The 26,468-nt window shown below is 67.2% G+C and carries 21 protein-coding genes; 12 read left to right on the top strand and 9 right to left on the bottom strand.

The window, feature by feature from the left end:
- Positions 1 to 6 precede the first annotated feature (6 nt).
- Both EZ304_RS01550 and EZ304_RS01555 read right to left on the bottom strand, forming a co-directional pair.
- Complete coding sequence (locus tag EZ304_RS01550) at positions 7 to 3,387, bottom strand: hybrid sensor histidine kinase/response regulator (RefSeq protein WP_142806054.1); 3,381 nt, start codon at positions 3,385 to 3,387, stop codon at positions 7 to 9.
- A 32-nt stretch (positions 3,388 to 3,419) separates the two neighbouring features.
- Complete coding sequence (locus tag EZ304_RS01555) at positions 3,420 to 6,101, bottom strand: sensor histidine kinase (protein WP_142806055.1); 2,682 nt, start codon at positions 6,099 to 6,101, stop codon at positions 3,420 to 3,422.
- A gap of 212 nt (positions 6,102 to 6,313) precedes the next feature.
- Here EZ304_RS01555 and EZ304_RS01560 point away from each other — a divergent pair, with 212 nt between their 5' ends.
- Positions 6,314 to 7,162: a hypothetical protein gene (locus EZ304_RS01560; protein WP_260678198.1), complete on the top strand. Its 849-nt coding sequence runs from the start codon at positions 6,314 to 6,316 to the stop codon at positions 7,160 to 7,162.
- Between the two features lie 16 nt (positions 7,163 to 7,178).
- Here the strand turns inward: EZ304_RS01560 and EZ304_RS01565 are convergent, their stop codons facing one another.
- Positions 7,179 to 7,844 carry a TraX family protein gene (locus EZ304_RS01565; protein WP_142808058.1) on the bottom strand — a complete coding sequence of 222 codons (666 nt, stop codon included), beginning with the start codon at positions 7,842 to 7,844 and terminating at the stop codon, positions 7,179 to 7,181.
- A 114-nt stretch (positions 7,845 to 7,958) separates the two neighbouring features.
- On the opposite strand from EZ304_RS01565, the gene pip reads away from it, so the two are divergent.
- The 7 genes from pip (at position 7,959) to EZ304_RS01600 (ending at position 15,512) form a co-directional block, all read left to right on the top strand.
- A complete protein-coding gene (gene pip, locus EZ304_RS01570) occupies positions 7,959 to 8,906 on the top strand; it encodes a prolyl aminopeptidase (RefSeq protein ID WP_142806056.1) in 948 nt (315 codons plus the stop codon).
- A gap of 234 nt (positions 8,907 to 9,140) precedes the next feature.
- A complete protein-coding gene (locus EZ304_RS01575) occupies positions 9,141 to 9,440 on the top strand; it encodes a hypothetical protein (RefSeq protein ID WP_142806057.1) in 300 nt (99 codons plus the stop codon).
- A 292-nt stretch (positions 9,441 to 9,732) separates the two neighbouring features.
- The gene (locus tag EZ304_RS01580) at positions 9,733 to 10,032 is read left to right on the top strand and encodes a hypothetical protein (protein ID WP_099481573.1); all 300 of its coding nucleotides are present in this window, start codon (positions 9,733 to 9,735) and stop codon (positions 10,030 to 10,032) included.
- 63 nt (positions 10,033 to 10,095) lie between these two features.
- The gene (mgtA, locus tag EZ304_RS01585) at positions 10,096 to 12,855 is read left to right on the top strand and encodes a magnesium-translocating P-type ATPase (RefSeq protein ID WP_142806058.1); all 2,760 of its coding nucleotides are present in this window, start codon (positions 10,096 to 10,098) and stop codon (positions 12,853 to 12,855) included.
- Positions 12,856 to 12,886: 31 nt separating this feature from the next.
- Positions 12,887 to 13,624 carry an MgtC/SapB family protein gene (locus EZ304_RS01590; RefSeq protein ID WP_142806059.1) on the top strand — a complete coding sequence of 246 codons (738 nt, stop codon included), beginning with the start codon at positions 12,887 to 12,889 and terminating at the stop codon, positions 13,622 to 13,624.
- Positions 13,625 to 13,822: 198 nt separating this feature from the next.
- Complete coding sequence (locus EZ304_RS01595) at positions 13,823 to 14,878, top strand: sensor histidine kinase (RefSeq protein WP_142806060.1); 1,056 nt, start codon at positions 13,823 to 13,825, stop codon at positions 14,876 to 14,878.
- Complete coding sequence (locus tag EZ304_RS01600) at positions 14,871 to 15,512, top strand: response regulator transcription factor (RefSeq protein WP_142806061.1); 642 nt, start codon at positions 14,871 to 14,873, stop codon at positions 15,510 to 15,512. Before EZ304_RS01595 ends, EZ304_RS01600 begins: the two co-directional genes overlap by 8 nt.
- A 13-nt stretch (positions 15,513 to 15,525) precedes the next feature.
- On the opposite strand, the gene EZ304_RS01605 is transcribed toward EZ304_RS01600, so the two are convergent.
- The 4 genes from EZ304_RS01605 to EZ304_RS01620 form a co-directional block, all read right to left on the bottom strand.
- Positions 15,526 to 15,918 (bottom strand): DUF3224 domain-containing protein, encoded by a 393-nt coding sequence (locus EZ304_RS01605; RefSeq protein ID WP_099551058.1) that lies wholly within the window; start codon positions 15,916 to 15,918, stop codon positions 15,526 to 15,528.
- A 33-nt stretch (positions 15,919 to 15,951) separates the two neighbouring features.
- Entirely contained in the window at positions 15,952 to 16,386 is a 435-nt protein-coding gene (locus EZ304_RS01610; RefSeq protein ID WP_071305278.1) for an EamA family transporter, read from the bottom strand.
- A gap of 86 nt (positions 16,387 to 16,472) precedes the next feature.
- A complete protein-coding gene (locus EZ304_RS01615; RefSeq protein ID WP_099551060.1) occupies positions 16,473 to 17,645 on the bottom strand; it encodes a low temperature requirement protein A in 1,173 nt (390 codons plus the stop codon).
- 9 nt (positions 17,646 to 17,654) lie between these two features.
- A complete protein-coding gene (locus tag EZ304_RS01620; protein WP_099551061.1) occupies positions 17,655 to 17,921 on the bottom strand; it encodes a hypothetical protein in 267 nt (88 codons plus the stop codon).
- 202 nt (positions 17,922 to 18,123) lie between these two features.
- Between EZ304_RS01620 and EZ304_RS01625 the strand changes: the two genes are divergently transcribed.
- The 4 genes from EZ304_RS01625 to blaL1 all read left to right on the top strand — a co-directional run bounded on the left by EZ304_RS01625 (position 18,124) and on the right by blaL1 (position 22,959).
- Positions 18,124 to 18,648, top strand: coding sequence for an RNA polymerase sigma factor (locus tag EZ304_RS01625; protein WP_099550930.1), 525 nt, complete (start codon positions 18,124 to 18,126; stop codon positions 18,646 to 18,648).
- Positions 18,645 to 19,493: a FecR family protein gene (locus tag EZ304_RS01630; protein ID WP_142806062.1), complete on the top strand. Its 849-nt coding sequence runs from the start codon at positions 18,645 to 18,647 to the stop codon at positions 19,491 to 19,493. Before EZ304_RS01625 ends, EZ304_RS01630 begins: the two co-directional genes overlap by 4 nt.
- 71 nt (positions 19,494 to 19,564) lie before the next feature.
- Positions 19,565 to 21,991, top strand: coding sequence for a TonB-dependent receptor domain-containing protein (locus EZ304_RS01635; RefSeq protein ID WP_142806063.1), 2,427 nt, complete (start codon positions 19,565 to 19,567; stop codon positions 21,989 to 21,991).
- A gap of 95 nt (positions 21,992 to 22,086) precedes the next feature.
- Positions 22,087 to 22,959, top strand: a complete 873-nt coding sequence (blaL1, locus tag EZ304_RS01640) for a L1 family subclass B3 metallo-beta-lactamase (protein ID WP_142806064.1) — start codon at positions 22,087 to 22,089, stop codon at positions 22,957 to 22,959.
- Between the two features lie 67 nt (positions 22,960 to 23,026).
- Here blaL1 and EZ304_RS01645 read toward each other — a convergent pair whose 3' ends face one another.
- Positions 23,027 to 23,563: a DUF411 domain-containing protein gene (locus EZ304_RS01645; protein ID WP_099550934.1), complete on the bottom strand. Its 537-nt coding sequence runs from the start codon at positions 23,561 to 23,563 to the stop codon at positions 23,027 to 23,029.
- 482 nt (positions 23,564 to 24,045) lie between these two features.
- On the bottom strand, positions 24,046 to 26,331 hold the full coding sequence (locus tag EZ304_RS01655; RefSeq protein ID WP_142806066.1) for an FdhF/YdeP family oxidoreductase: 2,286 nt from the start codon (positions 26,329 to 26,331) through the stop codon (positions 24,046 to 24,048).
- Between the last annotated feature and the right edge of the window lie 137 nt (positions 26,332 to 26,468).

Raw genomic sequence — 26,468 nt, forward strand, 5'->3', positions numbered from 1 at the left:
AGCTGCTCACGCTGATGGCTCCAGGCCGCGACGGTATTCGTCCAGGCGCTCGCGCAGCGCCGACTGCAAGGCATCCAGTGCTGCGTCGCTGACCGCAGCGTTCTCGCGCAGCGCCAGCTCGACGGCGCCGCACTGCTCGCCCAGCGCCTTCTCGCCCAGCATCAGCAGCGCGCCCTTGAACGCATGCACACGTTCCAGCAGGTGCGTGGCATTGCCTTGCGCACGCGCCTCGGTGATGGCCTGCAGGTCCTTTTCGCCGGTATCCACGAACAGCCGGCGGATGGCCACCGAAACGGTCTGCGGTGCGGTTGCGGGTACAGCTGGCCTTGGCGGCCCCTGCAATCGCGCCAAGCCCGCTTCCAGGCGCACAAGATCGAGGGGCTTGAGCAACAGATCGTCGATGCCTGCCGCCAGGCAACGCTCACGTTCACTGGCCAGCGCGGTCGCAGTGATGGCCAGGATCGGCAGTGAATGTCCGCGCCGCCGGAGCTCACGTGCCAGCGCATAGCCATCCATCACCGGCATGTTGATGTCGGTCAGTACCGCGCGGTAGAGGTCGTCCTGCCACAGCGCCAGGGCCGCCTGCCCGTTTTCGGCGGCGTCCACGCTGAAGCCAGGCTCTTCCAGCTGCTGCTGGATCAGCTCGCGGTTCACCGCATTGTCTTCAACCAGCAGGACGCGCCCGCGCGTGCCGGCCGGTACGGTTTCCGGCAGCGACGGTGCGGCCTGTTCGCCCGCCTCCGCCGCCAGCGCCTCCAGCAACGCGTCGCTGGCGTAGCAGCTGACCTCCAGGCGATCGCCGCGGCGCTCGGCGGTCAATGGTCCCTGCGCGTACGAATACACGGAACGCGCGTGCGCCTGCACCAGGCGGCGCTCCTCCTCCGCGCTCCAGGCCCGATGATCGCCAACAATCAGCAGCGCGTCACCGCCGGCATCATCCTGCGGGCGATCCAGCACCGTGGCAGTGCCTCCCCACGCCGTCACCAGGCGCTGCATCTCGGCGCGCCATTCCGGCGTGCTCGACAGCACCGTGATGTGCGAGCCCCGCAATGGCTGCGCGGGCGCGGGCAGCAGCGGCTGCATCTGCACTGGCAGCAGCAGGGTGAAACTGCTGCCGACGCCCTCGGTGCTGTCCACGGATACCTGGCCACCCATGGCCTGCGCAATCTGCTGGCACAGTGCCAGCCCCAGGCCGCTGCCGCCATAGCGGCGGGACACGCTGGCGTCGGCCTGCTGGAACGGCTGGAACAACTGTGCGATCTGCGCCGGGCTCATGCCAATGCCGGAGTCGATGACCTGTACCCGCAGCAGCGAGCCCTGGCCTGGCGCGGTTTGCACTTCTGCACGCAGCAGGATGCGGCCTGACTCGGTGAACTTCACCGCGTTGCCGACCAGGTTGGTCAGGATCTGGCGGATGCGGTGCGCGTCGCCGATGCAGGCCTGCGCAGCGGGCGCTTCCACGGTGAAGTACAGGCGCACGCTCTTGCGCAGCGCGTCGGGCGCGAACAGCAGCGCCACGCCCTCGATCAGCGGCCGCAGCGCGAACGGCGCGGGCTCTACATCCAGCTGGCCTGCTTCGATCTTGGAGAAATCCAGTACGTCGCTGATGATCCGCATCAGCGCGTCTGCGGAGAAGCGGATGCGGTCCAGCCGTTCGCGCTGGCCCGCCTGCAGTGGAGAACGCGCCAGCAGTTCCAGGTGGCCAAGCACCCCGTTCAGGGGCGTGCGGATTTCGTGGCTCATGGTGGCCACGAACGCGGACTTGGCACGGTTGGCGGCTTCGGCGGACTGGCGCGCAACCTCCGAGTCCTCGCGTGCGCGGCGCAGATTGTCTTCCAGCTCGACCTGGGCGGTGACATCACGCAGTGCGCAGACCCAGACCGGCTGTTCGTAGTAGGTGGCCTGCGCCATGCTGATCTGCAGCTGGGTGGCGGTGCCCGACTCTGCCGGTGACCACTGCAGTTCCAGCACTTCGCCGATGCCGGCGCTGCGCCCGAGCTCTGCAAGGCGTGCATACAGCGGCGGCAGCGTGATGTCTTCGCCGGCGTGGTGCACGGACTCGACCAGCTCGCGTGCCGTGTGGTTCTGCAGGAGCGGTTCGCCGCTGCTGCGGGCCAGCAGGGCCAGCCCGATCGGCGCGGTGCCGATGATGACCCGGCTCAGCGCTTCGCTTTCGTACACCCGCGTCGCGTCGGCCAGTGCCGGGGTAAACACCCGCCGGTCGATGCGCAGCAGCAGCCACCACAGCAGGCCGATGATCAGCAGTGCACTGAGCGAGCGGGCCAGCAGGTAGGGCCCCTGGCTGCGCCAGATATCGGACCAGTCATAGACGTGGCCGAGCGCCCAGTCTACGCCCGGAAGCCGGCTTGCCACGACGAACCGTCCCTGGCTGTAACGACGCACCGGCTGCGCGGCCACCTGCCCTGCCCCAGCCGACGGGAGCGTCATCAGCAGCTCCTGTTCCCTGCTGGACAGACCCCCGGTACTGAGCACCACCTGGCGGTCGGCGGTGGTGACCAGATAGCGCCCCTGCTCGCGGGCCTCGAGCTGGGACTTGATGTTGCCGATCGATTCAAACACCACGCGGCGGAAGTACGGCGTGCTGCCCTCGGCCAAGGTGACCATGCCCACCAGCGACGGCTGCCCGGTGAACGGATTGGTGCCATAGCGCGACAGCAGGCGTCCTTCGCGTGCCGCTTCCCGGATCGGGCCGGGCCGCGCTGGCACCTGGCGGATCTGCGCCTCTTCCTGCAGCAGCCGCGCAAACGCCTGCTGGCGGGTGGCCACGCCCAGCGTCTGCAGCAACTGGGCTTCGTCGCGGATGTTGGAAACCGCCAGCAGCCGCCCTTGAGGCTCGTAGGCATAGACCAGCAGCGGCCCGGACGCATTCTGCGAGGTGATCGAATCGGCGGTGTAGGCCGAGTAGATGTCCACCATGCCCAGGTACGCGTCCAGCTCCTGCGCAGGCAATGGATTGTTCTTCAGCCCCAGCACCAGCCACGGCACGGCGGTGCGTCCTTCGGCACGCACCAGCACTTCCTCGCCCTGCGCGTGGAACCGCGCGGCCAGGGTGGCCCCGCTGGCGATCAACCCGGCGCGCTGGTCGCGCCACAGCACATCGTTGCCATTGATGGACGTGGCATAGGCGCGATCACGTTGCAGCAGGTAGTACTCGACGGCGGCGCGTGCCTCGTTGAATGAATGCCGCTCGCGCGCATGGAACTCTTCAACATCGGCAATGGAGCTGACGATGGCGGTCAGCAGCACCAGTACGGTGATCAGCGCGCCGCCGCCGAACAGCAGCCGGCGGCGCAGCTGGCGCAGGTCGTCCAGCCGCGTGGCGGCAGCGTGCCTGCCAGGGCCATGCACTGCGTCTGAGCCTGCCATGACCGTGATCCTGAGGTGAGTGCCCATGCAATCTATCCGATTGCTACGTGGGCTGTCAGGTCGGGCCCTGGCACCGGCAGGGCCTGCTGCAGCGCCTGGTACAGCGCGTTGCTGCTGTAACAGGAGACCACGGCAACCTGCCCGTCCCAGCGCACACGCACCGGTCCATCGCGGCTGACCTGCACGCAGGGGATGCCATGCGCTGCGATTCGCGGCAGCGGGTCCTGCAAGGGCTCGAACACCACGATGGCGGCGAGGTCGACCAGGGCCGGCGTGCCATGCTCCGACGGGCCCAGGAACTGCACCTGGGCGCCCCAGTCCTGCAGGCGGCGGCCCAACTCATCGCGCCACGGGCCAGCCGAGGCCAGCAGGCCGATCAAGCTGCACTTCAGCGGCACAGCGGGTCGGATGCTGGGGATGCCCTGCAGTGGCGCCTCGGCGATGAAGCGGCTGCCGACCCCCTGCGTGCTTTCCACCCAGATGCGCCCGCCCATGCGCTCGCACAGCTGCTGGCACAGGGCCAGGCCCAGCCCGGAGCCACCGAAGCGCTGCAGGATGCTGGCATCGGCCTGCACGAACGGCTGGAACAGGCGCGCGCACTCCTCGGCGCTGAGCCCGATACCCGAGTCGGTCACTTCCAGGCGCAGGTAGCTGCCGTTCTCGCCACGCAGGCACGACACGCGCAGTTGCACCCGCCCCGAGGCGGTGAACTTCAGCGCATTGCTGGCCAGGTTGCGCAGTACACGCTCGATCGTGCCCATCGGCGCGACCACGGCGGCCGGAACGCCCGGGTCCACCACGCAATCCAGCTGCAACCCCTTTGCCTGCGCCACCGGGGCATACAGCATGGCCACCCGCTCGAGCATCACCACTGGCGAAAAACGCTCGGGGTTCAGCGTCCACTGCCCCGATTCGATGCGCGACAGGTCCAGCACATCGGTGATCACATCCATGAGCGAGTCGGCCGACTGGCGCAGGCGCAGCACGCGCTCGCCGGCCTCCGCCAGCAATGGTGCCCGGCCCAGCAGCTCCAGATGGCCGATGATGCCGTGCAGCGGCGTGCGCAGCTCGTGACTCATGGCCGCCACGAAATTCGACTTGGCATGGCTGCCGGCCTCGGCCTCTGCCCAGCGCATCTGCTCGTGCTGTACCGCATGCACGTGTTCGCTGATGTCCTCCACGATCAACAGCACACTGCCTGGCCAGCATTCACTGCTGCAATGCAGGTGCGTGCGGTGGTGGAGGCGCTGGCCGCGATCAAGCACCCGCGGCAGATCATCACTGACGGTGACCGGCCCGCTGCCCAGATCGACGCTCATGGCCACTTCACGCAGCTGCCGGATCAGTCGCGTCCCCGTTACCCGGTCCATCTCCCGCAGCGGGCCGTTCCAGTGCTGTATGTCGCCCGTGGCCGCGTCCATCAGCGCTATGCCCACCGGGACGTGTTCCAGCAACAGGCCCAGGCGTCGATCGCGGGCATAGATCGCCTTGACCTGGCGCAATGCCGGCACGTACATGCGGCGATGCAGCCATAGCAGCAGCCCCCACAGCAGCACCAGCCCAACAAGCAGCATCGCGGCGCTGCCGAGCAGCATCGGCGTGATGCCACGCAGGATGTCCTGCCAGCAATATGTCTCCACCAGCGTCCACGGCGTTCCGTCCACCGCCAACGCAAGCGTGAAGCGACCGTTGTGATAGCGCGCACGGGTGGCATCGCCCAGCAGCACCCAGTCACGATCCATGGCGGGGCCACCGCGTGCGGCCATCGGCTGATTGGCGCTCAACAGGCGCAGGCCGTCACGATCAAACAGCGAAAGATAGCCCTGGCTGTTGCGGGCAAGCAGGGACTGCAGGCCGGATATGGGTTCGTAGGCAACAAAGGTGGCGAACGGGCGCCCGGCTTCGCTGGCCTGGAACACCGATACCAGCGACGCTTCGCCGCTGATGGGGTGGAGCCCGAACGTGCGCCGCGGCAGGTTGCTGCTGGCGACGCTCTCCAGCAGTGGCACCTGGTCGACGCTGGATGCGGGCGCCAGCAGGTGCGCGGGGGAGCGCAGATGCTCGAACACCTCGGCGCGTGAATTCACCGCCAGGGATTCCCTCAGGCTGCGCTCGGTCAGGCCCTTGTCCAGCGACAGGTATTGGCCGCTCGGGTCGAAAAAATAGGAAACAGCAGCCGGCTCGCCATCATTCGGCGTGGTGATGAGCCGCTGGATGAGCGAGACTGCCGCGCTCAGCTCGAGGTAACGCTCCAGCTGCGACGTTGCCCAGTCTGCAGTGGACAGGCCCAGCGCCATCTGCGGCTTGCTGCCCTCATCGGCCACCACCACCAGGCGTTGGTCACCCGCCAGATACGCCTTGCGCAGGGCTTGGGGGCTGTACCGGCCAAGCTGGATGCCACGGCCCCATGCGTACTCGGCCATGTTGGCCAGCCGCGCGTAGCTGGCGTCCTGCCGGCCCAGCTGGATCTGCAGTGCGTTGTGCGCACGGCGGAATTCAGCAATGCGGCGCGCCTCATAGGCATTGACCTGCACCACGATGAGCGTGACCAGCACGCTGACCGACAGCAGGCCGAGCACTGCGGCAAAGGACAGCATCAAGCGCCGCGGGTAGCGCTTCAGCGCCAACAGCTCGCCCGCAGCGGCCGCGCCCATCTTCGTACGGGTACGCAGGCGGCGCAGGGTCTCTGCAATGGAAGGGGCGGCGGAAGTCATGACGGGTGCACCCGTGTGACGCCTTGTGTGGGCTGGGCGAACAGCATGGAAGCCGCGGCCCACCGCCGATGTAGGACGATGTCCAATAATGGGGCTGTGAGTGACGCATTCGACTGCCTGCGATATTTCGAACTTGTCAGCTATGTGCACGGTTCCCGCTGCGCGACGCTGCGTCCGAACGCAGCGGGAGCGCAGCAATGCACGGACGGAGGATGGGCGAGCGGGTGTGGGCGCTGAAGCTGATGCTGGGCCATGCCTGTGGGCGTGCCAGCCTGCAGCTTGGCGCCCGGCTATCAGGACTGTTTCCCGGCACCTTGCAGCAATGCATTGCCGAGCGGGTCTTCGCCGGCTTGGGCCCGACGCTGCAGGCCCGGCGCTTCGATCGCATGCGTACCCTGCTGCGCGCCTCCGGGTGTACCCCGATGGAGGCGACCCGGTGGACAGCACGCACGCTGGCACGCGACTGGTTGCGGCAGGTTCACCGGCAACGCCTGCAGCGGCTTCCGTTTGCCGAGCTCCAGCGCCACCTGCGATCCATGGCCTGGCACGACCCCTTCCATCTCTGGCCCGCTGCCGCCGGCCGGCGCTGCGTGGTGTGCCTGCTGCCGAGCGGCGACGCGGAACTGGGATTGGCCGCAGCACTGGATCGCCCCGGTGCGCCCGCGCACTTCTTCGTGCAGTGCCCACATCGCGAACAGTCACACCAGTATCGCACGCTGCAGGCATTGCAACGCGGGGGGCACCGGCTGGATGTGGATCGCAGCGGAAGGCACGGGTCGGCGTGGCGCCAGCTTCAGCGAGGTGCCACGGTTTTCACTGTGCTGACCGCGGAGGCTCTTGCCAGCGGCGGCCGCTTGCCCGGCCCGCTGCGCCTTGCCCGCCGCGCAGGCGTGCCAGTGCTGCTGCTGGGGCACCGCAGCGACGTACCGGATGCCGGTACGCTGCACGTGCTGGGCGAGTACGCGGGAACGGCGCTGGAAGGCGGGGCGCCACGCCTGCTTGACTCAGCCCGGCGCTTCCTTCAGGCCGGTGCTGTTGACTGCAGCGCTGCCGTTCGCTGAGAACCAGCAGCCGCGATCAGGCCTGCAACCACGCATATCCGGCCAGCACCGCCAGATGGCCCACGTAGTAGCCATAAAAGGCCCAGCGCCAACGTGGCAACTGCCACTGCACGCGCGCAGTCAGCAGCACTACAGGAATGGACAGCAGCGACCAGCCGTTCTGATTGACCCAGCACACCGCCGCCAAGGCAATCAGCAGCGGCCACCACGCGCAACGCCGGAACGCGATCCAGGCCAGCAGCACGCTGCCAACCCCGGCCCACTGGTAGTCCACGAACATCGGCAACACGCCTGCAGCCAGCAACAGCTGCACCGGTCGATTGTTTGCCAGCGCATGCACGGCGACTGCCGCCAGGGCAAAGGTCAGCAGGATGTTGAGCGGCAGCCAGGAACCGAACGCGAGTGCGTGCAATGGCTGCGCGATCAGCCCCCATAGGGCCAGCCGACGCATCGACTTGCGCAGGTCGGCCCCCGGCTGGGCCAGGTTGCAGGCCATCACCAGCGCGAACAGCGGGAAGGCGATGCGCCCCAGCTCACTGACCACCGGCACGTAGCCACCGAACACCACCTTGGCCACGTGATCGCCGGTCATGGCCAGTAACGCGATCCACTTCAGCAGCTCGCGCGCGCCGCTGCTGAGGCCGGGATCGAAGGTGAACATCCGTGTCGTGGTCGCTTGCATCATCGAAGCTTATGCGCATCGGCAAGCGCAATTCCATCACCGGGCAGGCAACCAGCGCTGCCGGGTGCCACGGGCGGGGGTATGCTGGCCGCCCCTGCTTGTGAGGCCCCTGCCATGCGCACCCTGTACCCCGCCATCGAGCCCTATCGCGAGTTCACCCTGAAGGTGAGCGATCTGCACACGCTTCACATCGAAGAGTGCGGCACGCCGGAGGGCATTCCAGTGGTGTACCTGCACGGTGGCCCGGGCGCCGGCATCTCGCCGACCCATCGCCGCTTCTTCGACCCGGCGCGCTACCGCATCGTGCTGATCGACCAGCGCGGCAGCGGCCGCTCCACGCCGTTCGGCGAACTGCGCGACAACACCACGCAGGATCTGGTGGCCGACATCGAGAAGGTGCGCGAGCATCTGGGTATCGAGCGCTGGCTGGTCTATGGCGGCTCCTGGGGCTCGACGCTGTCGCTGGCCTACGCACAGGCGCATCCGCAGCGTGCTACCGGCCTGATCGTGCGCGGCGTGTTCCTCGGCCGCGAGATCGAGAACCGCTGGTTCGCCGAGGCCAACGGCGGTGCACGCTGGATTTTCCCGGAGCGCTGGGACCGCTACGAGGCCTACATCCCGGAAGCTGAGCGTGGCGACATGATCGCGGCCTATTGGACGCGCATGGATGGTCCGGATGAGGCGACCCGCATCGAAGCCGCACAGGCCTGGCTGGGCTGGGAAGACAACGCCGCCACCCTGCAGCACGACGTGGATGCCGAATCCACCGATGATCCGCTGGCTACGCTGGCGAAGGCCCGCATCGAGGCGCACTACTTCCGCAACGGCATCTTCCTGGAGCCGGACCAACTGTTGCGTGATGTCGATCGTATCCGTCATCTCCCGGGCGTGATCGTACAGGGCCGCTACGACATCATCTGCCCGCCGCGCAGCGCCTGGGATCTGGCCAAGGCCTGGCCGGAAGCCCGGCTGGAGATGGTGACCTCCGGGCACAGCGCCAACGAGCCGGCCACGGTGGATGCGCTGGTGCGCGCGACAGATGCCTTTGCCGACCGCGTCTGAGCAGATGGGTAGTGCCGGCCGCTGGCCGGCATTCCACCGTTCAAGGGTAGAGTCGTCTCCGTCCAACGGCCTCCCCGGGCATCTCTGCGCAATCGCCGCTACGCGGCCCGGTGAATGGCGGCCCACCGACACATGTCCACCCGGTCGGTTCTTCGCAGCCCGCTTACAGCCCCGCGCAGAAGATCCGGCCGTGGCCACCGCACCGGTGGTTCGCCCTTTCCCCAGGAGCACGCCATGACCGGTTTTCGCCGCCTCCCCCTCGCCCTCGCGCTCTGTGCAGGCCTGCTGCTCGGCGCGTGCTCCAAGACCCAGGAGGCCAGCAAGGCAACGGCCGCCGAGGACGTGACCGAAGTAAGGCTCATCCCTGCCTACGAATCGTTGGACAAGGACAAGGACGGCATCGTCACGCTGGCCGAGGTGGATGCCGTCGCACCGGACTGGGCCGAACGCCTGCATGCCTGCGATACCGACCGTGACAAGACGTTGACCCGTGGCGAGTACGACGTGTGCAAGCAGACCAGCGCTTCGCATTGATCCATCACTGAACCCTCGATTGGCGCTACCGGTACCCGGCTATACCAAGGTATAGCCGGGCTAACCCACGGGCCTCTAGGACTGCCCCATTCAGGGGCGGACAATAGCGCCACTGGCCAGGGCAATCCTGGCCGGCACCCTCCCCTCATGGAGACGCAGATGGACCCCGACCCTGCCGGGCGCACCGCGCCCCGGATGCCCGCGTGTTGCCTGTTCCTGGCGCCTGCCCGCCGGTCCCTGCCTGCCTGAGTGACGGGGGACCGCCAGGTGCCGCCTGCCTGGAGATCCCCCCATGTCCTACAAGATCCTCTACATCACCCTGCGCCGCCTGATCGGCGAGCGCGATGTTGCCGCGCTGCGCAGCCAGCTGCTGCAGCACGGCCCGGTCACGTTTGCCCGTTCGCTGTCGCTCGGTTCGCCACGCGTGGTGGCCGACGCGCTGTCGCTGCTGCCGATCAGCGAGCGCATCAATGTGCTGCGCCACCTGCCCTATCCCCTGCGCGATGCGATGAAGCCGCTGTGCATCGGTGGCAGCCAGCGGCTGCACATGCAGCCGTGGTCACCGGCGGTGCTTGCGATGCGCCACGCCTGACCTGTTCCAACTATTCCGTTCGTGTTCCGGCCGCGGCCGGCTCTGACATTCGAGGAGAGTCCCATGAGCCTGCTCAACGCCTGGTTCAATGCCTTCCTGCGCAGCCGTCGCGCAGGCAACCTGTTCCGCCGCCGTGCGATGCCCGAAGCCGGCTTTGGCCCGGGCAGCGCCGAAGCGGCGCCGTTCGCGCTCACCACCGGCCTGGTCACCCTTGCCCAGCAGGAGGAAGCCGAACTGCTGGCCACGCTGGAGTCGCATGCCGATGGCCTCAGCCCGCATGAGGCCGGGGAGCGGCTGGCCACGCTCGGCCCCAACGAGGTGGATCACGAAAAGCCGCTGCCGTGGTGGCGGCACCTGTGGCAGTGCTACCGCAATCCGTTCAACCTGCTGCTGACCGTGCTTGCGGCGGTTTCCTGGCTGACCGAGGACATCAAGGCCACCGTGGTGATCGGTGCAATGGTGCTGCTGTCCACGCTGATCCGCTTCGTTCAGGAGGGTCGTTCGAACCGTGCGGCCGAGCGGCTGAAGGCACTGGTCGGCAACACCGCACGCGTGCTGCGCCGCAATCCCGGTACCGAGGCCGCCGACGTGGCCGACCAGTACTTCGGCGCGCACCTGCACAGCCGTCGCCCGGCACGCCTGCTCGACCTGCCGATCCGCGAGCTGGTGCCCGGTGACCATATCGTGCTGTCGGCCGGCGACATGATTCCGGCCGACTGCCGCGTGCTGACCGCCAAGGACCTGTTCGTGGCGCAGGCCGCGATGACCGGCGAGTCGCTGCCGGTAGAGAAGTTCGCGCACCCCGGCGACGGCCTGGCCGGCCTGCTGGAACAGCACAACCTGCTGTTCATGGGTACCAATGTGGTGTCCGGCACGGCCACCGCCGTGGTGCTGGCCACCGGCAACCGCACCTACTTCGGCACGTTGGCCCAGCGCAGCACCGCCACCGACCGTGCGCCGACCGCATTCCAGGCCGGCGTCAACAGTGTCAGCTGGCTGCTGATCCGCTTCGCGCTGGTGATGGTGCCATTCGTGCTGCTGATCAACGGCTGGACCAAGGGTGACTGGACCGAGGCATTCCTGTTCGCGCTGTCGGTGGCGGTGGGCCTGACGCCGGAGATGCTGCCGATGATCGTCACCTCCACCCTGGCCAAGGGTGCGGTGCTGCTGTCGCGGCGCAAGGTGATCGTCAAGCGCCTGGATGCGATCCAGAACTTCGGCGCCATGGAAGTGCTGTGCACCGACAAGACCGGCACGCTCACCCAGGACAAGATCGCGCTGGAGCGGCACACCGATGTGTTCGGTCACGATTCGGAAGACGTGCTGACGTTCGCTTACCTCAACAGCCACTTCCAGACCGGGCTGATCAACCTGCTGGACCGCGCGGTGCTGGAGCACGTGGAGCTGCAGAGCTCGCTGCGGCTGTCGCAGGACTACCACAAGGTGGATGAGATCCCGTTCGATTTCGAGCGCCGCCGCATGTCGGTGGTGGTGTCCGAGCGCGAGGATCACCACGAGCTGATCTGCAAGGGCGCGGTCGAAGAAATGCTGGCAGTCTGCAGCACCGTGCGCGAGAACGGCCACGACATGCCACTGGACGAGCACCGCCTGGCCCGCGTGCGGCAGACCACCGAGGAACTGAACGAACAGGGCCTGCGCGTGGTGGCGGTGGCGATGAAGGAGACCGCCGCCAGCCAGACCACCTATTCGCAGGCCGACGAGTGCGGCCTGACCCTGGTCGGCTACGTGGCCTTCCTGGACCCGCCGAAGGAATCGGCTGCGCAGGCGTTGCAGGCGCTGGCTGCACATGGCGTGGAGGTGAAGGTGTTCACCGGTGACAACGAACTGGTGACCGCCCGTGTCTGCGCGCAGGTCGGACTGGACGCCGACACCATCCTGACCGGCCCGCAGATCGAGCGCATGGATGACGGCGCGCTGTCGCGTGCGCTGCACCACCATCGCGTGTTCGCCCGCCTGACGCCGCTGCACAAGGAACGCCTGGTGCGTGAGCTGCGCGCACAGGGCAAGGTGGTCGGTTTCCTTGGTGATGGCATCAACGATGCCCCGGCACTGCGTGCGGCCGACATCGGCATCAGCGTGGACAGCGCCGTGGACATCGCCAAGGAGGCCGCCGACATCATCCTGCTGGAAAAGAACCTGATGGTGCTGGAAGAAGGCGTCATCCAGGGCCGGCGCACGTTCAACAACATGCTGAAGTACATCCGCATGACCGCCAGTTCCAACTTCGGCAATGTGTTCTCGGTACTGGTGGCCTCGGCCTTCCTGCCGTTCCTGCCGATGCTTCCTCTGCAGCTGCTGGTGCAGAACCTGCTGTACGACATCTCGCAGATCGCCATTCCGTTCGACAACGTGGACGAGGAACTGGTGCGCAAGCCGTTGAAGTGGAACCCGGCGGACATCGGACGCTTCATGGTGTTCTTCGGGCCGATCAGCTCGATCTTCGACCTGACCTGTTTCGCGTTGATGTGGTACGTGTTCGATGCGCGCACCGCCACCGACCAGAGCCTGTTCCAGTCCGGCTGGTTCGTGGTCGGCCTGCTGACCCAGACCCTGATCGTGCACATGATCCGTACGCCGAAGGTACCGTTCCTGCAGAGCATCGCGGCGCCGCCACTGCTGCTGATGACCGGCCTGATCATGGCCATCGGCGTGGCCCTGCCGATGAGCCCGTTGGCCGGCTACTTCAAGCTGCAGGCCCTGCCGGCCGGCTACTGGCCGTTCCTGGTGGCGATCCTGTTCGGCTATGCGGTGCTGACCACTGCGCTGAAGCGGTTCTACATCCGTCGTTACGGCTGGCAGTAAACGTCCGCCGCTTTGTCCAGGGAGAAACACAATGGACATCAATCCCAACCTGCCGGCGTTCAACGCCGGCGCCACGCTCAGCTCGCTGATCAGCCTGTCGGTGGCGTTCGTGCTGGGCACGGTCATCGGCCTGGAGCGGCAGCTGCGCCAGCGCACCGCCGGCCTGCGCACCAATACGCTGGTGGCCGTGGGAGCGGCGGTGTTTGTCGACCTCGCGGTGCGCTTCCATGACCTGTACGGTGGCCCGCCATCGCCGCTGCACGTGGTGGCCTATGTGATCTCCGGCGTCGGCTTTCTCGGCGCCGGCGCGATCATGAAGGACGGGGCCCAGGTATCCGGCTTGAACACGGCGGCCACTCTGTGGGGATCGGCGGCGGTGGGTGCATGTGCCGGTATCAAGCTGCTGCCGGAAGCGGTGCTGGCCGCCATCTTCGTGCTGGCAGCCAACACCCTGCTGCGGCCGGTGGTGAACCGCATCCAGCGGCAACCGCTGCCGGAGGCGTTCAGCGAGGCGACCTATGCGATCAACGTGGTCTGCCAGCGCGAGCAGCAGGCCGAGGTGCTGGACCAGTTGTTGCTGCTGCTTGAGCAGGCACAGTACCCGGTGCGCGCGGTGGACCAGCGCCCGTTCGGCGAACGCGATGTGGAGATCGAAGCCGTGTTGTATGCCACCACGGTGGATGCCGGTGAACTGGATGCGGTACTGGCGACGCTGGCGACCACACCCGGCGTACTGCAGGGGTTCTGGAACGCCAGCCTGGAGGAGTAGTGCCGGCCGCTGGCCGGCAACCTCATGAATTCCGGCAACACCACGCATTTGCCGGCAAGCGGCCGGCACTACCAGGCATCGTTCTGGCTTGTGCCGACCAACGGTCGGCACCCACCCCACGAGAGCACGCCGACCAAGGTCGGCATCTACCGATGATGGCTTTGCTATCCTTTCCCCCCACGCCAGGGAGCTGTCCCGATGCCATCGCTGTCGCCTCGCCGCCCGCTGGTGCTGCTGGCCCTGATCGTCGTGATGGCGGCGATCTTCCTGATCGATACCGTCACCGACTACGCGGTCGCGGCAGCCTGCTTCTACGCCGCGGTCATCCTCGCCGCAGCGCGCGTGCTCAGCGCGCGCGGGTTGATCACGCTTGCCCTGGCCTGCATCGCGCTGACCGGGCTGAGCTTCTTCCTCACCCACTTCGGCACCTACCGCATCGGCCTGGTCAACTCGGTGATCGGCATGCTGGTGATCGGCATCACCACCTACCTTGCCCTGAACATGGAAGCGGCCAAGGCCGCCGTGCAGGAGGCACAGGGCCGCCTGCTGCGGGTGGCGCGCGCTTCCACCGTGGGCGAGCTCACCACCTCCATCGCGCATGAAGTGAATCAGCCGCTGGCGGCCATCGCCAGCAGCGCGGAGGCCTGCCAACGCTGGTTGGCCCAGGACCCACCGAACGTGGACAAGGCCCGCCAGACCGTGGCCCGCATCCTGGCCGACGCGCACCGCGCCGGTGACGTGATCGCCCGCATCCGCGGCCTGACCCAGGGCGCGGCACCAGAACGACGGGCCTTCGACCTGAACCAGGCGGTGGAGGAAATGCTGGCGCTGTCGCGCAGCGAGCTGGACCAGCATGGCGTGGCCGTGGCGCTGCTGCTGGACGCCGACCTGCCGCCGGTGCAGGCCGACCGCGTGCAGGTTCAGCAGGTGATCGGCAATCTGATCCTCAATGCGGTGGACGCAATGGAAGCCGTGCCGCCAGCCGACCGGCGCCTTTCGCTGCTGACCCGGCGTGACGGCCAGCGGGTCAGTCTCAGCGTGCGCGACCGGGGCGTGGGCCTGCCCGCCGATCATCCCGAGCGAGTATTCGATGCCTTCTGGACCACCAAGTCACACGGGCTGGGACTGGGCCTCAGCCTGAGCCGTTCGATGATCGAGGCCAACGACGGCCAGATCCGCGCCGAACGACCGGCAGGCGGCGGCGCCTGCTTCGTCTTCGACCTGCCCATCGCCACGGACGTTCAACATGCGTAAGCCCCCTGCCCCTGCCATCGATCCAGCACCCATCGTCTACGTGATCGACGACGACCCGTCGGTGCGCGCCGCGCTGGAGGACCTGCTGGCCTCGATGGGCCTGCAGGTGCGCGCCTTCGCTTCCACCCAGGCGTTCCTCGAACACGAACTGGAAGATGCACCGGCCTGCCTGGTGCTGGACGTGCGCATGCCAGGCCAGAGCGGCCTCGAGTTCCATCGCACGATGGGCAGCCACGGCCTGCAGCTGCCGGTGGTGTTCATCACCGGCCACGGTGACATCGCCATGGGCGTCAACGCGATCAAGGACGGCGCCATCGAGTTCCTGACCAAGCCCTTCCGCGACCAGGAACTGCTGGATGCCATCCACAAGGGCATCGAGATCGACCGCCAGCGCCGCCGCGACGGCGAGGCACTCGGCGCGCTGCAGCTGCGTTGGGACACCCTCAACGCCGGCGAACGCGAGGTGGTCGACGGCGTGGTACGCGGCCGCCTCAACAAGCAGATCGCCGGCGACCTCGGGGTGAGCGAGATCACGGTGAAGGTGCGCCGCGCGCAGGTGATGCGCAAGATGGGCGCGCGCACCCTGGTCGACCTGGTGCGGATGTATGACCGCCTGCAGGCGGGCAGCGCTTGAACCCGCAAGCAGCCTATTCCGGCTCCGGCAGCGCGTAGACCAACCGGTAATCGTGGCGGCCTTCACTGATGGAGATCTCCAGTGTGCCACTTAAGCCGAGCAGTCCTTCACTGCCCGAATCGGGCACCACCACCACGCTCAGCTCCGGCGTCCCCCGGGTCATCAGACCGTTGTGCTGCAAGGTGAAAGCACCCTGACGCCCAGCCAGCGTGGCCGTTACCCGTTCCATCGCCACATAGCCCGCCGAGCCCTGCACCGGGCTGCGGAATGCCAGCATCTGGCCGACACTGCTGCCCTGCAGGTCACCATGGAAGACCTTGTCGATCGACATCACCCCGATCGGGCCATCGTTGCCACCGATCGGCAGCAGGTTCACTTCAAAGGTACCGCGCGCTTCGCCCTGCATCCTGCTCTCCCTCGTCGATGGGTTTGAACGCTGCTACTTCTTCGTCGCCAGTACGATCACCCCGGCCACCACCAGGCCGATGCCGCTCCACTCCCGCAGGGTCGGACGTTCGCCAAGCAGCAGGTAGGCCAGCACGATCACCAGCACCACACTGAATTTGTCGACCACTGCGACCTTGGCCAGCTCACCACTCTGCAGCGCGCGGAAATAGAACAGCCATGAAGCGCCGGTAGCCAGTGCCGACAGCACCAGGAACAGCTGGGTGCGGCCCGGCAGCAGCAACGGATTGGACCATTTGCCGGTGACCACCACCAGCGGCAGGATCACCGCGGCCACCACCAGGGTGCGGATCGCCATGGCCAGGTCCGAGTCGACGCCCTTGACGCCAACCTTGGCGAACAGCGCGGTCAACGCTGCGAACACGGCAGACAGTCCGGCCCACAACAACCATTGCGGCAGGTTCTGCATGAAGTGCTGCTCCCGGTTCAAAGGGGGGTGCCGACAACGCTACTCCCATTGCCCGCCCGCGCAAGTACGGCAACGGCACGTGCAGATCATGCGCGCTGCAGGCGACGCTTCAACTGTGTATCCATCAGGCCCACCGCCAGCAGCACCGCGCTGGTCAGCCAGCCAGCGGCCAGCAGATGGGTGTGCGGCAAGACTACGCCCAACACCACCAACGCCGTGGCGCCGATCAGATGCGAATACGGTGCGCGCCCGTACACAATGCGCTTGTACAAGGCGCTGCCCAGCAGATAGATCAACGGCCCGGCAACCAGCACCGTGGCGTAGACCGGGGTCACCGCTGCGCCAGGATGGTCCATGACCAGGTCATTGCCCACCGCGGTGGCGATGATGCCGGCGATCAGCAACGCATGCACGTAGTGGAAGTTGGCGCCCATCCGGCCGGGGTCCTCGGAATGGGTGATCGCCGCAGTGGCGTCGCGGCTGGAGATGCCGAAATACAGCCACCACATGGCGATGGTGCCTGCGAAGGTGGCCAGCACCGCCGAGACCACATCGCCGCTCCAGTGCTCGACCTCGCTGAGCACGCCGCCAGTGGCCAGCAGCGTCTCACCCAAGGCGACGATGACGAACAACTGGCAACGCTCGGCCAGGTGCCCGCCTTCGATGGTCCACTCGCGGGTGTGTGAGCGGCCCAACCCAGGAAACGCGAAACCGAACATCGGCGAGATGTACTCGCAGGCCACCGCCACCGCCCACAATGCCAGGCGCAGGTTGCCCTCGGCGGCAGCGCCCGCCAGCCAGAAGCAGGCCGACACGCTCACCCACGCCAGCATGCGGCGGAAATTGGGCGCCAGCGGGTGGCGACGCCCGACCTCCAGCAGCACGAACACCGTGCGCCCGACCTGCATGGTGGCGTAGGCCCCCGCGAAGACCCAGGCGCGATCAGCGAAGGCCTCGGGAATGGACGAGGACATCAGCAGCGCCAGCAGCATGGTGACGAACAGCAGGCTGCGGATGCGTGGCGCCTCCGGATCGAACCAGTTGCTGACCCAGCAGGCGTACTGCCAGCCCAGCCAGACTGCGAACCACAGCACCAGCGTCTGCATCACGCCGACCAGGTCCAGGTGATGCAGCAGATGATGGCTTAGCTGGGTAACCGCAAATACGTAGACGAGGTCGAAGAACAGCTCTTCGTAGGTGACGCGGGCGTGGTGGCCATCGCGCTGGCGCAGGGCGGGCAGTCGCAGTCGTGTGCTCATGGCCGTCCTTCAGCGCGCCAGGCGCCAGTACAGCAGACCGGCCAGCAAGGCCGGCACGGCGAACACCAGCAGCAGGATCGGCAGCTCCTCGCGGACGGCGTAGCCTGCCTTGCTCACGCCCACCCACATGTTGGCCACCGTCACCAGCAGCCAGGTGGCGGTGAACGCAATCAGGGCCGCGGGCAGCTGTGACTGGCCTACGCTCCACAGCCGCCCGAACAGCAGGAATACCCCCAACAGCAGAACCCCACCCACCATCACCAGAAGCACGTGCATGGTCCATCTCCTTGAGCCTGCTGGCAGGCTAGCCGCGGCCGATTCTGCGCTCCAGCCGATGATCGTGGTTTCACCTTCCAGCCCCGACGAACAATCCGGGCCTGCGTGCCGCATGGCAAACGAGAACAGTTCCCATTAGTATTGCGTCATCGCGCAGGGATGCCCTCCCTGTGCCCGCCCTTTACCCCCACTGCCGTTCCGGATGTCCCGCCTGCCCTCTCCCTGCCCGCCTGCGCCGCCGCTGATGTCCTCGCTGGTGCGCCATTACGAGGAACTGGTGGAATATCTCCGCCGCCGTTTCCGCTCGCCGGGACTGGCCCGTGAGGTGGTGCACGATGTCTGCGTGCGCCTGCTGGAGCGCCCGGTCGCGCACGACGCACGCCAACCGGTCGCGCTGCTGCGGCGGATCGCACACGATGCCGCGGTGGACCGCTGCCGCGCCGAGGATCTGCGAAGGCACTGGGTGGAGGCACGTGCCGAGCTGCCCGATGACACCTGCCCGCGCCCCGGGCCGGAGCAGCAGGCGCAGGGACAGCAGGCAATGCAGCGACTGGGCGCGACCATTGAGCGCATGCCCTGCCGCCGCCAGCAGGTCTTCGTCCTGCACAAGATCCATGAACTGCCGCAGGCCGAGGTTGCCCGCCGCATGGGCATCGGCCTCAAGGCGGTGGAGCGCCACCTGCGCCTGGCCATGGCCGATTGCCAACTGTCGGCTGGCCTGCGATGAGTGCACAGCCGCCGCCGACACCGCAACCGCCGGTCCAACCCGCCACCACCGACCAGGTGCTGGACCAGCATCGGGATGCCCTGAAGGAACGCTTCCCCATGCCCAGCGCGGAGGCCCTGCAGCGTCGTCGCGGTGGGCGTGCGGCGAAGATCGTCCTGCCGCTGCTGCTGATCGCGGCCACTGGCGTGTTCATTGCCGACCCGGCATGGCAGGCGCATGACTATCGGACTGCGGTAGGCGAACGCCGCGACATCCGACTGCCCGATGGCAGCCATCTGCTGCTCGACGCCGGCACCCATCTGCAGGTCCGCAGGCACATTCGCTCGCGGCAGGTGTTGCTGGTGCAGGGCCAGGCCCGTTTCCAGGTGCAGCACTCGACCTGGCGCCCGTTCGAGGTCGAGGCCGGGCCGGTGCATGTGCGCAACTACGGCACGGTGTTCGACGTTGACCGGCAGGGCAACCTCAGCGAGGTAACCCTGTGGCGCGGCGAGGTGGGCGTGCGTGTGGATGGCGGGGGTACCGAGCAGCGCCTGAAGCCAGGGCAGCGTGTGCTGGCCCAGCCGGGATCGTTGTCGCCACCCGAGCCGGTCAGCCCGGATCGGGCCGACTGGACCCGTGGTCGCCTGCAGTTCGATCGCCTGCCGCTGGCCGAAGTGCTGCGCATCCTGCAGCGTTATCACGACCGCCCCATCGTGCTGGATGACCCGCAGCTGGGACCGCTGCAGGTCTCGGGCGTGTTCGATGCCGATCACGCCGAGACCGCCGTTGCGCTGCTGCCGGAGATCCTGCCGGTGCAGGTGCATACCGGCGCTGATGGCAGCCTGCATCTGCGCGCCCGCGATTGATTGCTCCCGCGAGGGTGGGTTGCGCGCCGTCCCATCCGGCAGGTGCTTGAACCCTTCCGAAGGACCCTTGCATGACCCGCCCTGTTCCGCCTGCCGCCCTGCGTCGGTTGGCCCCTGCCCTGCTCGCCGCCTGCCTGTGCGCGGCCCTGCCCGCCATGGCGCAGAGCGCTGCATCCGCGCCCGTCGAGCTTCACCTGCCCGCCGGCCCGCTGCATGCGTCGCTCAATGCGCTGGCGCGCCAGAGTGGCATCCAGCTGTTGTTCGCCGCCGACAGTGTGAGTGGCCGCAGCGCACCGGCAGTTGATGGCCGCTACACCCCGCGTGAGGCCCTGCAGCGGCTGCTGGCCGGGCAAGGCCTGGCGATGCAGGAACGTTCGCCGGGTGTGTTCGTGGTGAATGCCGCGCCAGCGCCGGCGAAGCCGCGCACTCCGGCCCGGGCTGCATCATCGGCGCCGTCATCCGCCACGACGACGTCGCTGGCCCGCGTCACTGTGTCGGCCTCGACCGCACGCATGCCGCAGGGCGAGACCGCCATGCCCAACACCATCACGGTGCTGACCCGCGAGGACATCGCCCAGCAGCTGGCGCTGGGTTCGGATGTGTCGCGGGTGCTGTCGTCACAGATCCCGGCGTTCGCCCCGGCGCGCGAGAAGATGTCGAACTATGGCGAAACCATGCGCGGCCGCGGCATCCTGTACATGGTCGACGGCGTGCCGCAGTCGACGCCGCTGCGCGATGGCTCGCGTGATTCGCACACCATCGACCCGGCGATGATCGAACGCATCGAGGTCATCCACGGCGCCAACGCGCTGCAGGGCATCGGCGGTACCGGCGGCATCGTCAACATCATCACCCGCAATGCACCCAGCGAGCCGGGCGCGTTCCTGCTCGATACCAATGTCAGCTACAGCGCTGCCCTGCCCAGCCGCCACGATGACAACGGCCAGCGCGGCTCCGCCCTGGTGGGCGTGCGCGGCGAGCAGTTCGACCTGGTCGCCGGCCTGGCCTATGAGAAGCAGGGCCTGTACCACGACGGCGAGGGCCGATCGATCGGCACCAATGCGCAGGGCGAGCTGATGGACTCGACCTCATCGAACGTGTTCGCCAAGCTGGGCTGGAACATTGCCGAGGGCCACCGCCTGCAGGTGATGGCCAACCGCTACGAACTGCGCGGGCTGGACAACTACCTGGCCATCAATGGTGACTACCGGACCGGTCGCCCGACCATTTCGGTCCCCGGCGATACGCCGCTCGATCCGCCGATGAACCGCTCGCGTTCGCTGACCGTGGACTACAGCGCCGACCTGCTCGGCGGCCGTTTCCAGGCGCAGGCCTTCGCGGTGGATTTCGAAGGACGCTACGGTGCCAGCCAGTGGGACCCGTGGGGCAACACCGGCGCCAATGCCGCCTGGGACCAGACCCAGAACGAATCGGACAAGCGCGGCTTCAAGCTGACCCAGAGCTGGGCCCGCATCGCCGATACCACGCTGGACGTGACCCTGGGCCTGGACGGCCTGCGCGACCGCACCCACCAGGTGCTGCTGGCCAGTGGCATGAACTGGGTGCCGCAGACCACCTACCAGAGCCTGTCACCGCTGCTGCAGCTGCACTGGTGGCCGACCGATCACCTGATGCTGTCCGGCGGCCTGCGTTACGAAAAGGGCGAGCTGGAAGTGGGTGACTACACCACCCTGCCCCGTTACGGCGCACGCAAGGTGGCCGGTGGCAAACCGACGATGAGCGAGACCCTGCCCAACTTCGGCGCGGTCTGGTACATCAACGATCGCCTGAACGCCTATGCCTCGTACTCGGAAGGCTACACCGTGGCCGACGTCGGCCGCGTGCTGCGTGCGATCAACCGCGACGGACAACGCGTGGACAGCCTCATCGACCTGTCACCGGTGGTGTCGGACAACCGCGAGATCGGCCTGGAGTACGACGATGGCCGCTTCAGCGGTGACATTGCCTACTACACCTCCGAATCCAAGCTCGGCTCGGTACTGATCTACGATCCAGGCATCGATGCCTATGCGGTGCAGCGCCAGGCCACCCGTGTGGAAGGCTTTGAAAGCAACCTGCGCCTGCGGTTGGGCGACAGCCGCCTCGGCCTGGGCTATGCACGCGCCAATGGCCGCTACGACGCCGACGTCGACGGTCGCCTCGACAGCGACCTGGCTGGTGTGAACATCGCACCGAACCGGCTGACCGCGTTCTGGGAACAGAGCTGGACGCCACAGCTGAGCACCCGCCTGCAGGCCAGCCATGCGTTCGACCGCGACTTCGACCTGCGTGGCGTGCAGGTGGCCGAGTTCAAGGGTTACACCACCGTGGATCTGGTCGCGCGCTACACGCTGGACAAGCATGCCTTCACGCTGGGCGTGCAGAACCTGGCAGACAAGCAGTACATCAGCTACTACTCGCAGACCACGCCGTCGAACCCGAGCTATTTCTCCGGCCGCGGCCGGGTGCTGACGCTGGGGTGGCAGTACCGGTACTGATCCATGGCGTCCTTATGGGAGCCATGAAATCTATGCGAGACGCGATGAAGGAGGCCCATGCTAGTTTCTGGGCCTCCTTCAAGCGGACGTGAATCATGCGTTCTACCCTGCTCGCCTTCGCCCTGGCCGTCGCTCTTCCGGCCGCCCACGCCAGCGCCGCCGAGGCACCGCTGCCACAACTGCGCGCCTATACCGTGGATGCATCCTGGCTGCAGCCGATGGCACCACTACAGATCGCCGACCACACCTGGCAGATCGGCACCGAGGACCTGACTGCGCTGCTGGTGCAGACCGCCGCGGGGGCTGTATTGCTGGATGGCGGCATGCCACAGATGGCCGGTCACCTGCTGGACAACATGACGTTGCGCGGCGTGGCTCCGCAGGACCTGCGATTGATCCTGCTCAGCCATGCGCATGCCGACCACGCCGGCCCGGTCGCCGAGCTCAAGCGTCGCACCGGCGCGCATGTGGCGGCCAACGCCGAATCGGCGGTACTGCTGGCACGCGGCGGCAGCGATGACCTGCACTTTGGCGACGGCATCACCTATCCGCCCACCAACGTCGACCGCATCATCATGGATGGCGAAGCGGTCACGGTGGGCGGCATCACATTCACCGCGCACTTCATGCCAGGGCATACCCCGGGCAGCACCGCCTGGACCTGGACCGACACCCGCGATGGCAAGCCGGTGCGCATCGCCTACGCCGACAGCCTGAGTGCACCGGGTTACCAGCTGAAGGGCAATCCCCGTTATCCGCGCCTGATCGAGGACTACAAGCGCAGCTTCGCAACGGTGCGGGCGCTGCCGTGCGATCTGCTGCTGACCCCGCATCCAGGCGCCAGCAACTGGAACTATGCCGCCGGCAGCAAGGCCAGCGCCAAGGCACTGACCTGCAACGCCTACGCGGATGCGGCCGAGAAGAAGTTCGACGCGCAGCTGGCCAAGGAAACGGCCGGGGCCCGCTGATTCTCTACAAAGAGCAAGTCGGCCGCGTGGAAAGGTGCCGGTCAGACCGACCGGCACCCACCGCCTATCAGCCACCCTGCCCGTGCTGGGCAAACGGCTCGGTGCTGCCGTCGGTGCGCACCAGCTCGACGGTATACGGCTGCACGTAGCCGTCAGGCATTTCCATTCCCGGCGAACCGGCCGGCATGCCGGGCAGCACCAGCCCGCGCGCCGCCGGTCGTTCGGCCAGCAGGCGCTTGATGTCCTCAGCCGGAATATGGCCCTCGACCACATAACCGCCGATCTCGGCGGTATGGCAGGACGCCTTGCCGACCGGTACACCCAGGCGGACCTTGATCGGGTTCATGTCATCGGTGTCGCGCACATCGACCTGGAAGCCGGCGGCCTTCAGGTGGTCGACCCAGATGCCGCAGCAACCGCAGCTGGCGGTCTTGTGCACGATGGCCACCGGCAAGGCCGGGTCGACCTTGGCCGGGCTGGCCTGGGCCTGGGCCGGTGCCTCGCTGGCGACCGGCGCCGCAGAGGATTCTTCGGCGGCACGAGCGCAGGCGGTGGTGGCCAGCACGGTGCCCAGCAGCAGGCCGAGGGAGAGAGTACGGTTCATTGAGTGATTCCTTTGCAGAGGCGGGGAACGTAGCCCGCCGCCCGCGCATCGAAGGCGCGGGCAGAGTCGAGAAGAAGGCGAGCAGCTACGGCAGGCGCGTGAGGCCTGCAGGAAATCACACGATCGGGGGCCGCATCGGGTCCGGCATCGGCGGCGGAGCGCGTTGCTGGGTACTGGCCGGAACGGGCGCCTCGCGCCATGGCGAGGCCGGCATTCCGTTCAATGTCGCCAGCATGCCCAGGCAGGCCGGTGGGCATTCGCACTCACCGCTCTGGCAGGCTGCCGGGACCGCATCATCGCAGCAGCCCGCCACAGCCATCGCGGCCGAGTGCGGCGCAGCGCAATGGTCCTGGCTGGCTGGACCGCTGTACGAAGACGCCGCGAGTGCCAGCGCTGGTGCATTCAGCACCAGGGCGACAAGCAACATCCATCGCAGCAGCAGGCCAGGCAGGTTCACCCGCCGATGATAGCCGATGCGCGCGTCACGCAGTCGCCGTCGCCATCGCACTCATCCGCACCGGGATCGACTTGGCGGCGGGCGTGCCGCTGATGCGGTCGTAATAGTCCAGCGGCAGCAACGGGTTCAGTTCGGGGTAGTAGCCGGCCAGCGCGCCGCGCGGCATCGGGTAGTCCAGCACGGTCAGGCCTTCGATGCGCCGCTGCACGCCATCGCCGCTGATCGTCTCCAGGCTGACCAGCGCTTCCTTGTCCAGCCCGCGCGCCAGCCGGTCCTCGATGTTCATGAACAGCACCATGCGATCGTTGTACACGCCGCGATAGCGGTCGTTGTAGCTGTAAATGGTGGTGTTGTACTGGTCATGCGAGCGCACCGTGGCCAACCGCAGCATGTCCGGATCATGCACGGGATCGTCCACGTCCAGGCCAGGCATCACCAGGATGTTGGCCTTGCCGTTTGGTGTGGGCCAGACGCGGCGGCGCGGCGGGATGTCCAGATGAAAACCATGCGGCTGCTGGATGCGCTCGTTGAAACCGGTGTAGATCTCCGGGTACACGGCCGCGATCAGTTCACGGATGGGTGCGTAGTCGTGCATGCAGCCTGCCCAGTCGACCTTGCTGCGTGGCAACGCGGCCATCGCCATGCGGCAGACGATCTCGACCTCGGGCAACACATCGGCACTGACCGGCTCGAGCACGCCGCGTGAGGCGGTCACATTGGACATCGCGTCTTCGATGGTGACGAACTGCTCGCCGGCCGGCGTAATGATGCGCTCCGAGCGCGCCACCACCGGCAGGATCAGCGCATCGCGGCCATGAACCAGATGACCGCGGTTGAGCTTGGTGGCGATGCCCACGGTCAGGTCCAGACCACGCATTGCCTCGTACGCGCGCGGCGTATCGGGCACCGCATGGATGAAGTTGCCGCCCAGGCCGATGAACACCTTGGCGCTGCCGTCCAGCATCGCCTCGATCGACTCGACCACGTGATGGCCGTGCTCGCGCGGCGGATCGAAACCGAACACCTGCTGCACGCGGTCCAGGTAGGCCGGCTTGGGCTTCTCGTCGATGCCGACGGTGCGGTCACCCTGCACATTGGAATGGCCACGGATCGGCCCGATGCCAGCACCGGGCTTGCCGAAGTTGCCACGGAGCAACAGCAGGTTGGCGACCTGCTGCAGCAGGCGTGAGCCGTACTGATGCTGGGTCAGCCCCATGCCGTAGCAGATCACGGTGGCATTGGAGCGGAGGTAGATCTCCGCACAGCGACGGATCTGCACCTGCGAAATGCCGGACACCTGCACGATCTGTTCCCAGTCCTGCGCCATCACGTCGTCGCGCAGCGCCTCCAGGCCCACCGTGTGTTCTGACAGGAACGCATGGTCGAGCACGCGCTCACCCTGCGCCTCGCGCTCGAACATCACCTTCATCATGCCCTTGATCAGGGCCAGGTCGCCGCCGATACGGATGTGCACGAACTCACTGGTGATTTCGGTCGAACCAAACGTGGCCATCTGCACCATGTCCTGCGGTTCGGCAAAGCGGATCAGCGCACGCTCGGGCATCGGATTGACGGCCACGATGGGAATGCCGCGTTTACGCGCCTCGACCAGGTTGCTCATCATCCGTGGCGAGTTGGTGCCGGTGTTCTGGCCGATCACGAAGATCGCCTCGGCGTGCTCGAAATCCTGCAGCACGATGGTGCCCTTGCCCACCCCGATGGCCGGTGGCAGGCCACGACTGGTCGGCTCATGGCACATGTTCGAGCAGTCCGGGAAGTTGTTGGTGCCGAACTCGCGCACGAAGATCGAATACAGGAACGCGGCTTCGTTGGGCGTGCGGCCGGACGTGTAGAACTCGGCCCGGTGCGGGCTGTCCAGCGCCTGCAGATGGCGGCCGATCAGCGCGAAGGCATCGTCCCAGCTGCACGGCACATAGTGGTCAGTCGCCGCGTCGTAGCGCATCGGCTCGGTCAGCCGGCCCTGCATCTCCAGCCAGTAATCGGTCTGCGCCATCAGTTCGGTCACGGTGTGCTGGGCGAACAGCTCACGACCGGCACGGAACTGCGTGGCTTCCCAGGCCAGTGCCTTCGCGCCGTTCTCGCAGAACTCCAGCTTCCTGCGTTCGTCGGCGTCGGGGAACGCGCAGCTGGGGCACTTGAAGCCGCCGGGCTGGTTCATCGCCAGCAATGCCTTCGACCCCTTGCCGATCACGCTCTGCTGCAGCAGCACCCTGGCCGTGGCGCCGGCGGCACCCCAGCCACCGGCGGGCTGGTTGTAGGGCTTGTAACGCGGCGGCTTCTGCTCGGACATGTTCGGGAACCTGGCGGGAGGAACGCGGCAACAATGGGCACAACGCGGTCCGGCGGCGCTTTCAATCGCACGGCCAGCCCCACAGTCAAACACGGCCTGCGTGGCTTCGCCAGTGGGTGCACGCTGTTTTCAGCGCA

Source organism: Stenotrophomonas maltophilia (genome assembly GCF_006974125.1).
Classification (GTDB): domain Bacteria; phylum Pseudomonadota; class Gammaproteobacteria; order Xanthomonadales; family Xanthomonadaceae; genus Stenotrophomonas; species Stenotrophomonas maltophilia_O.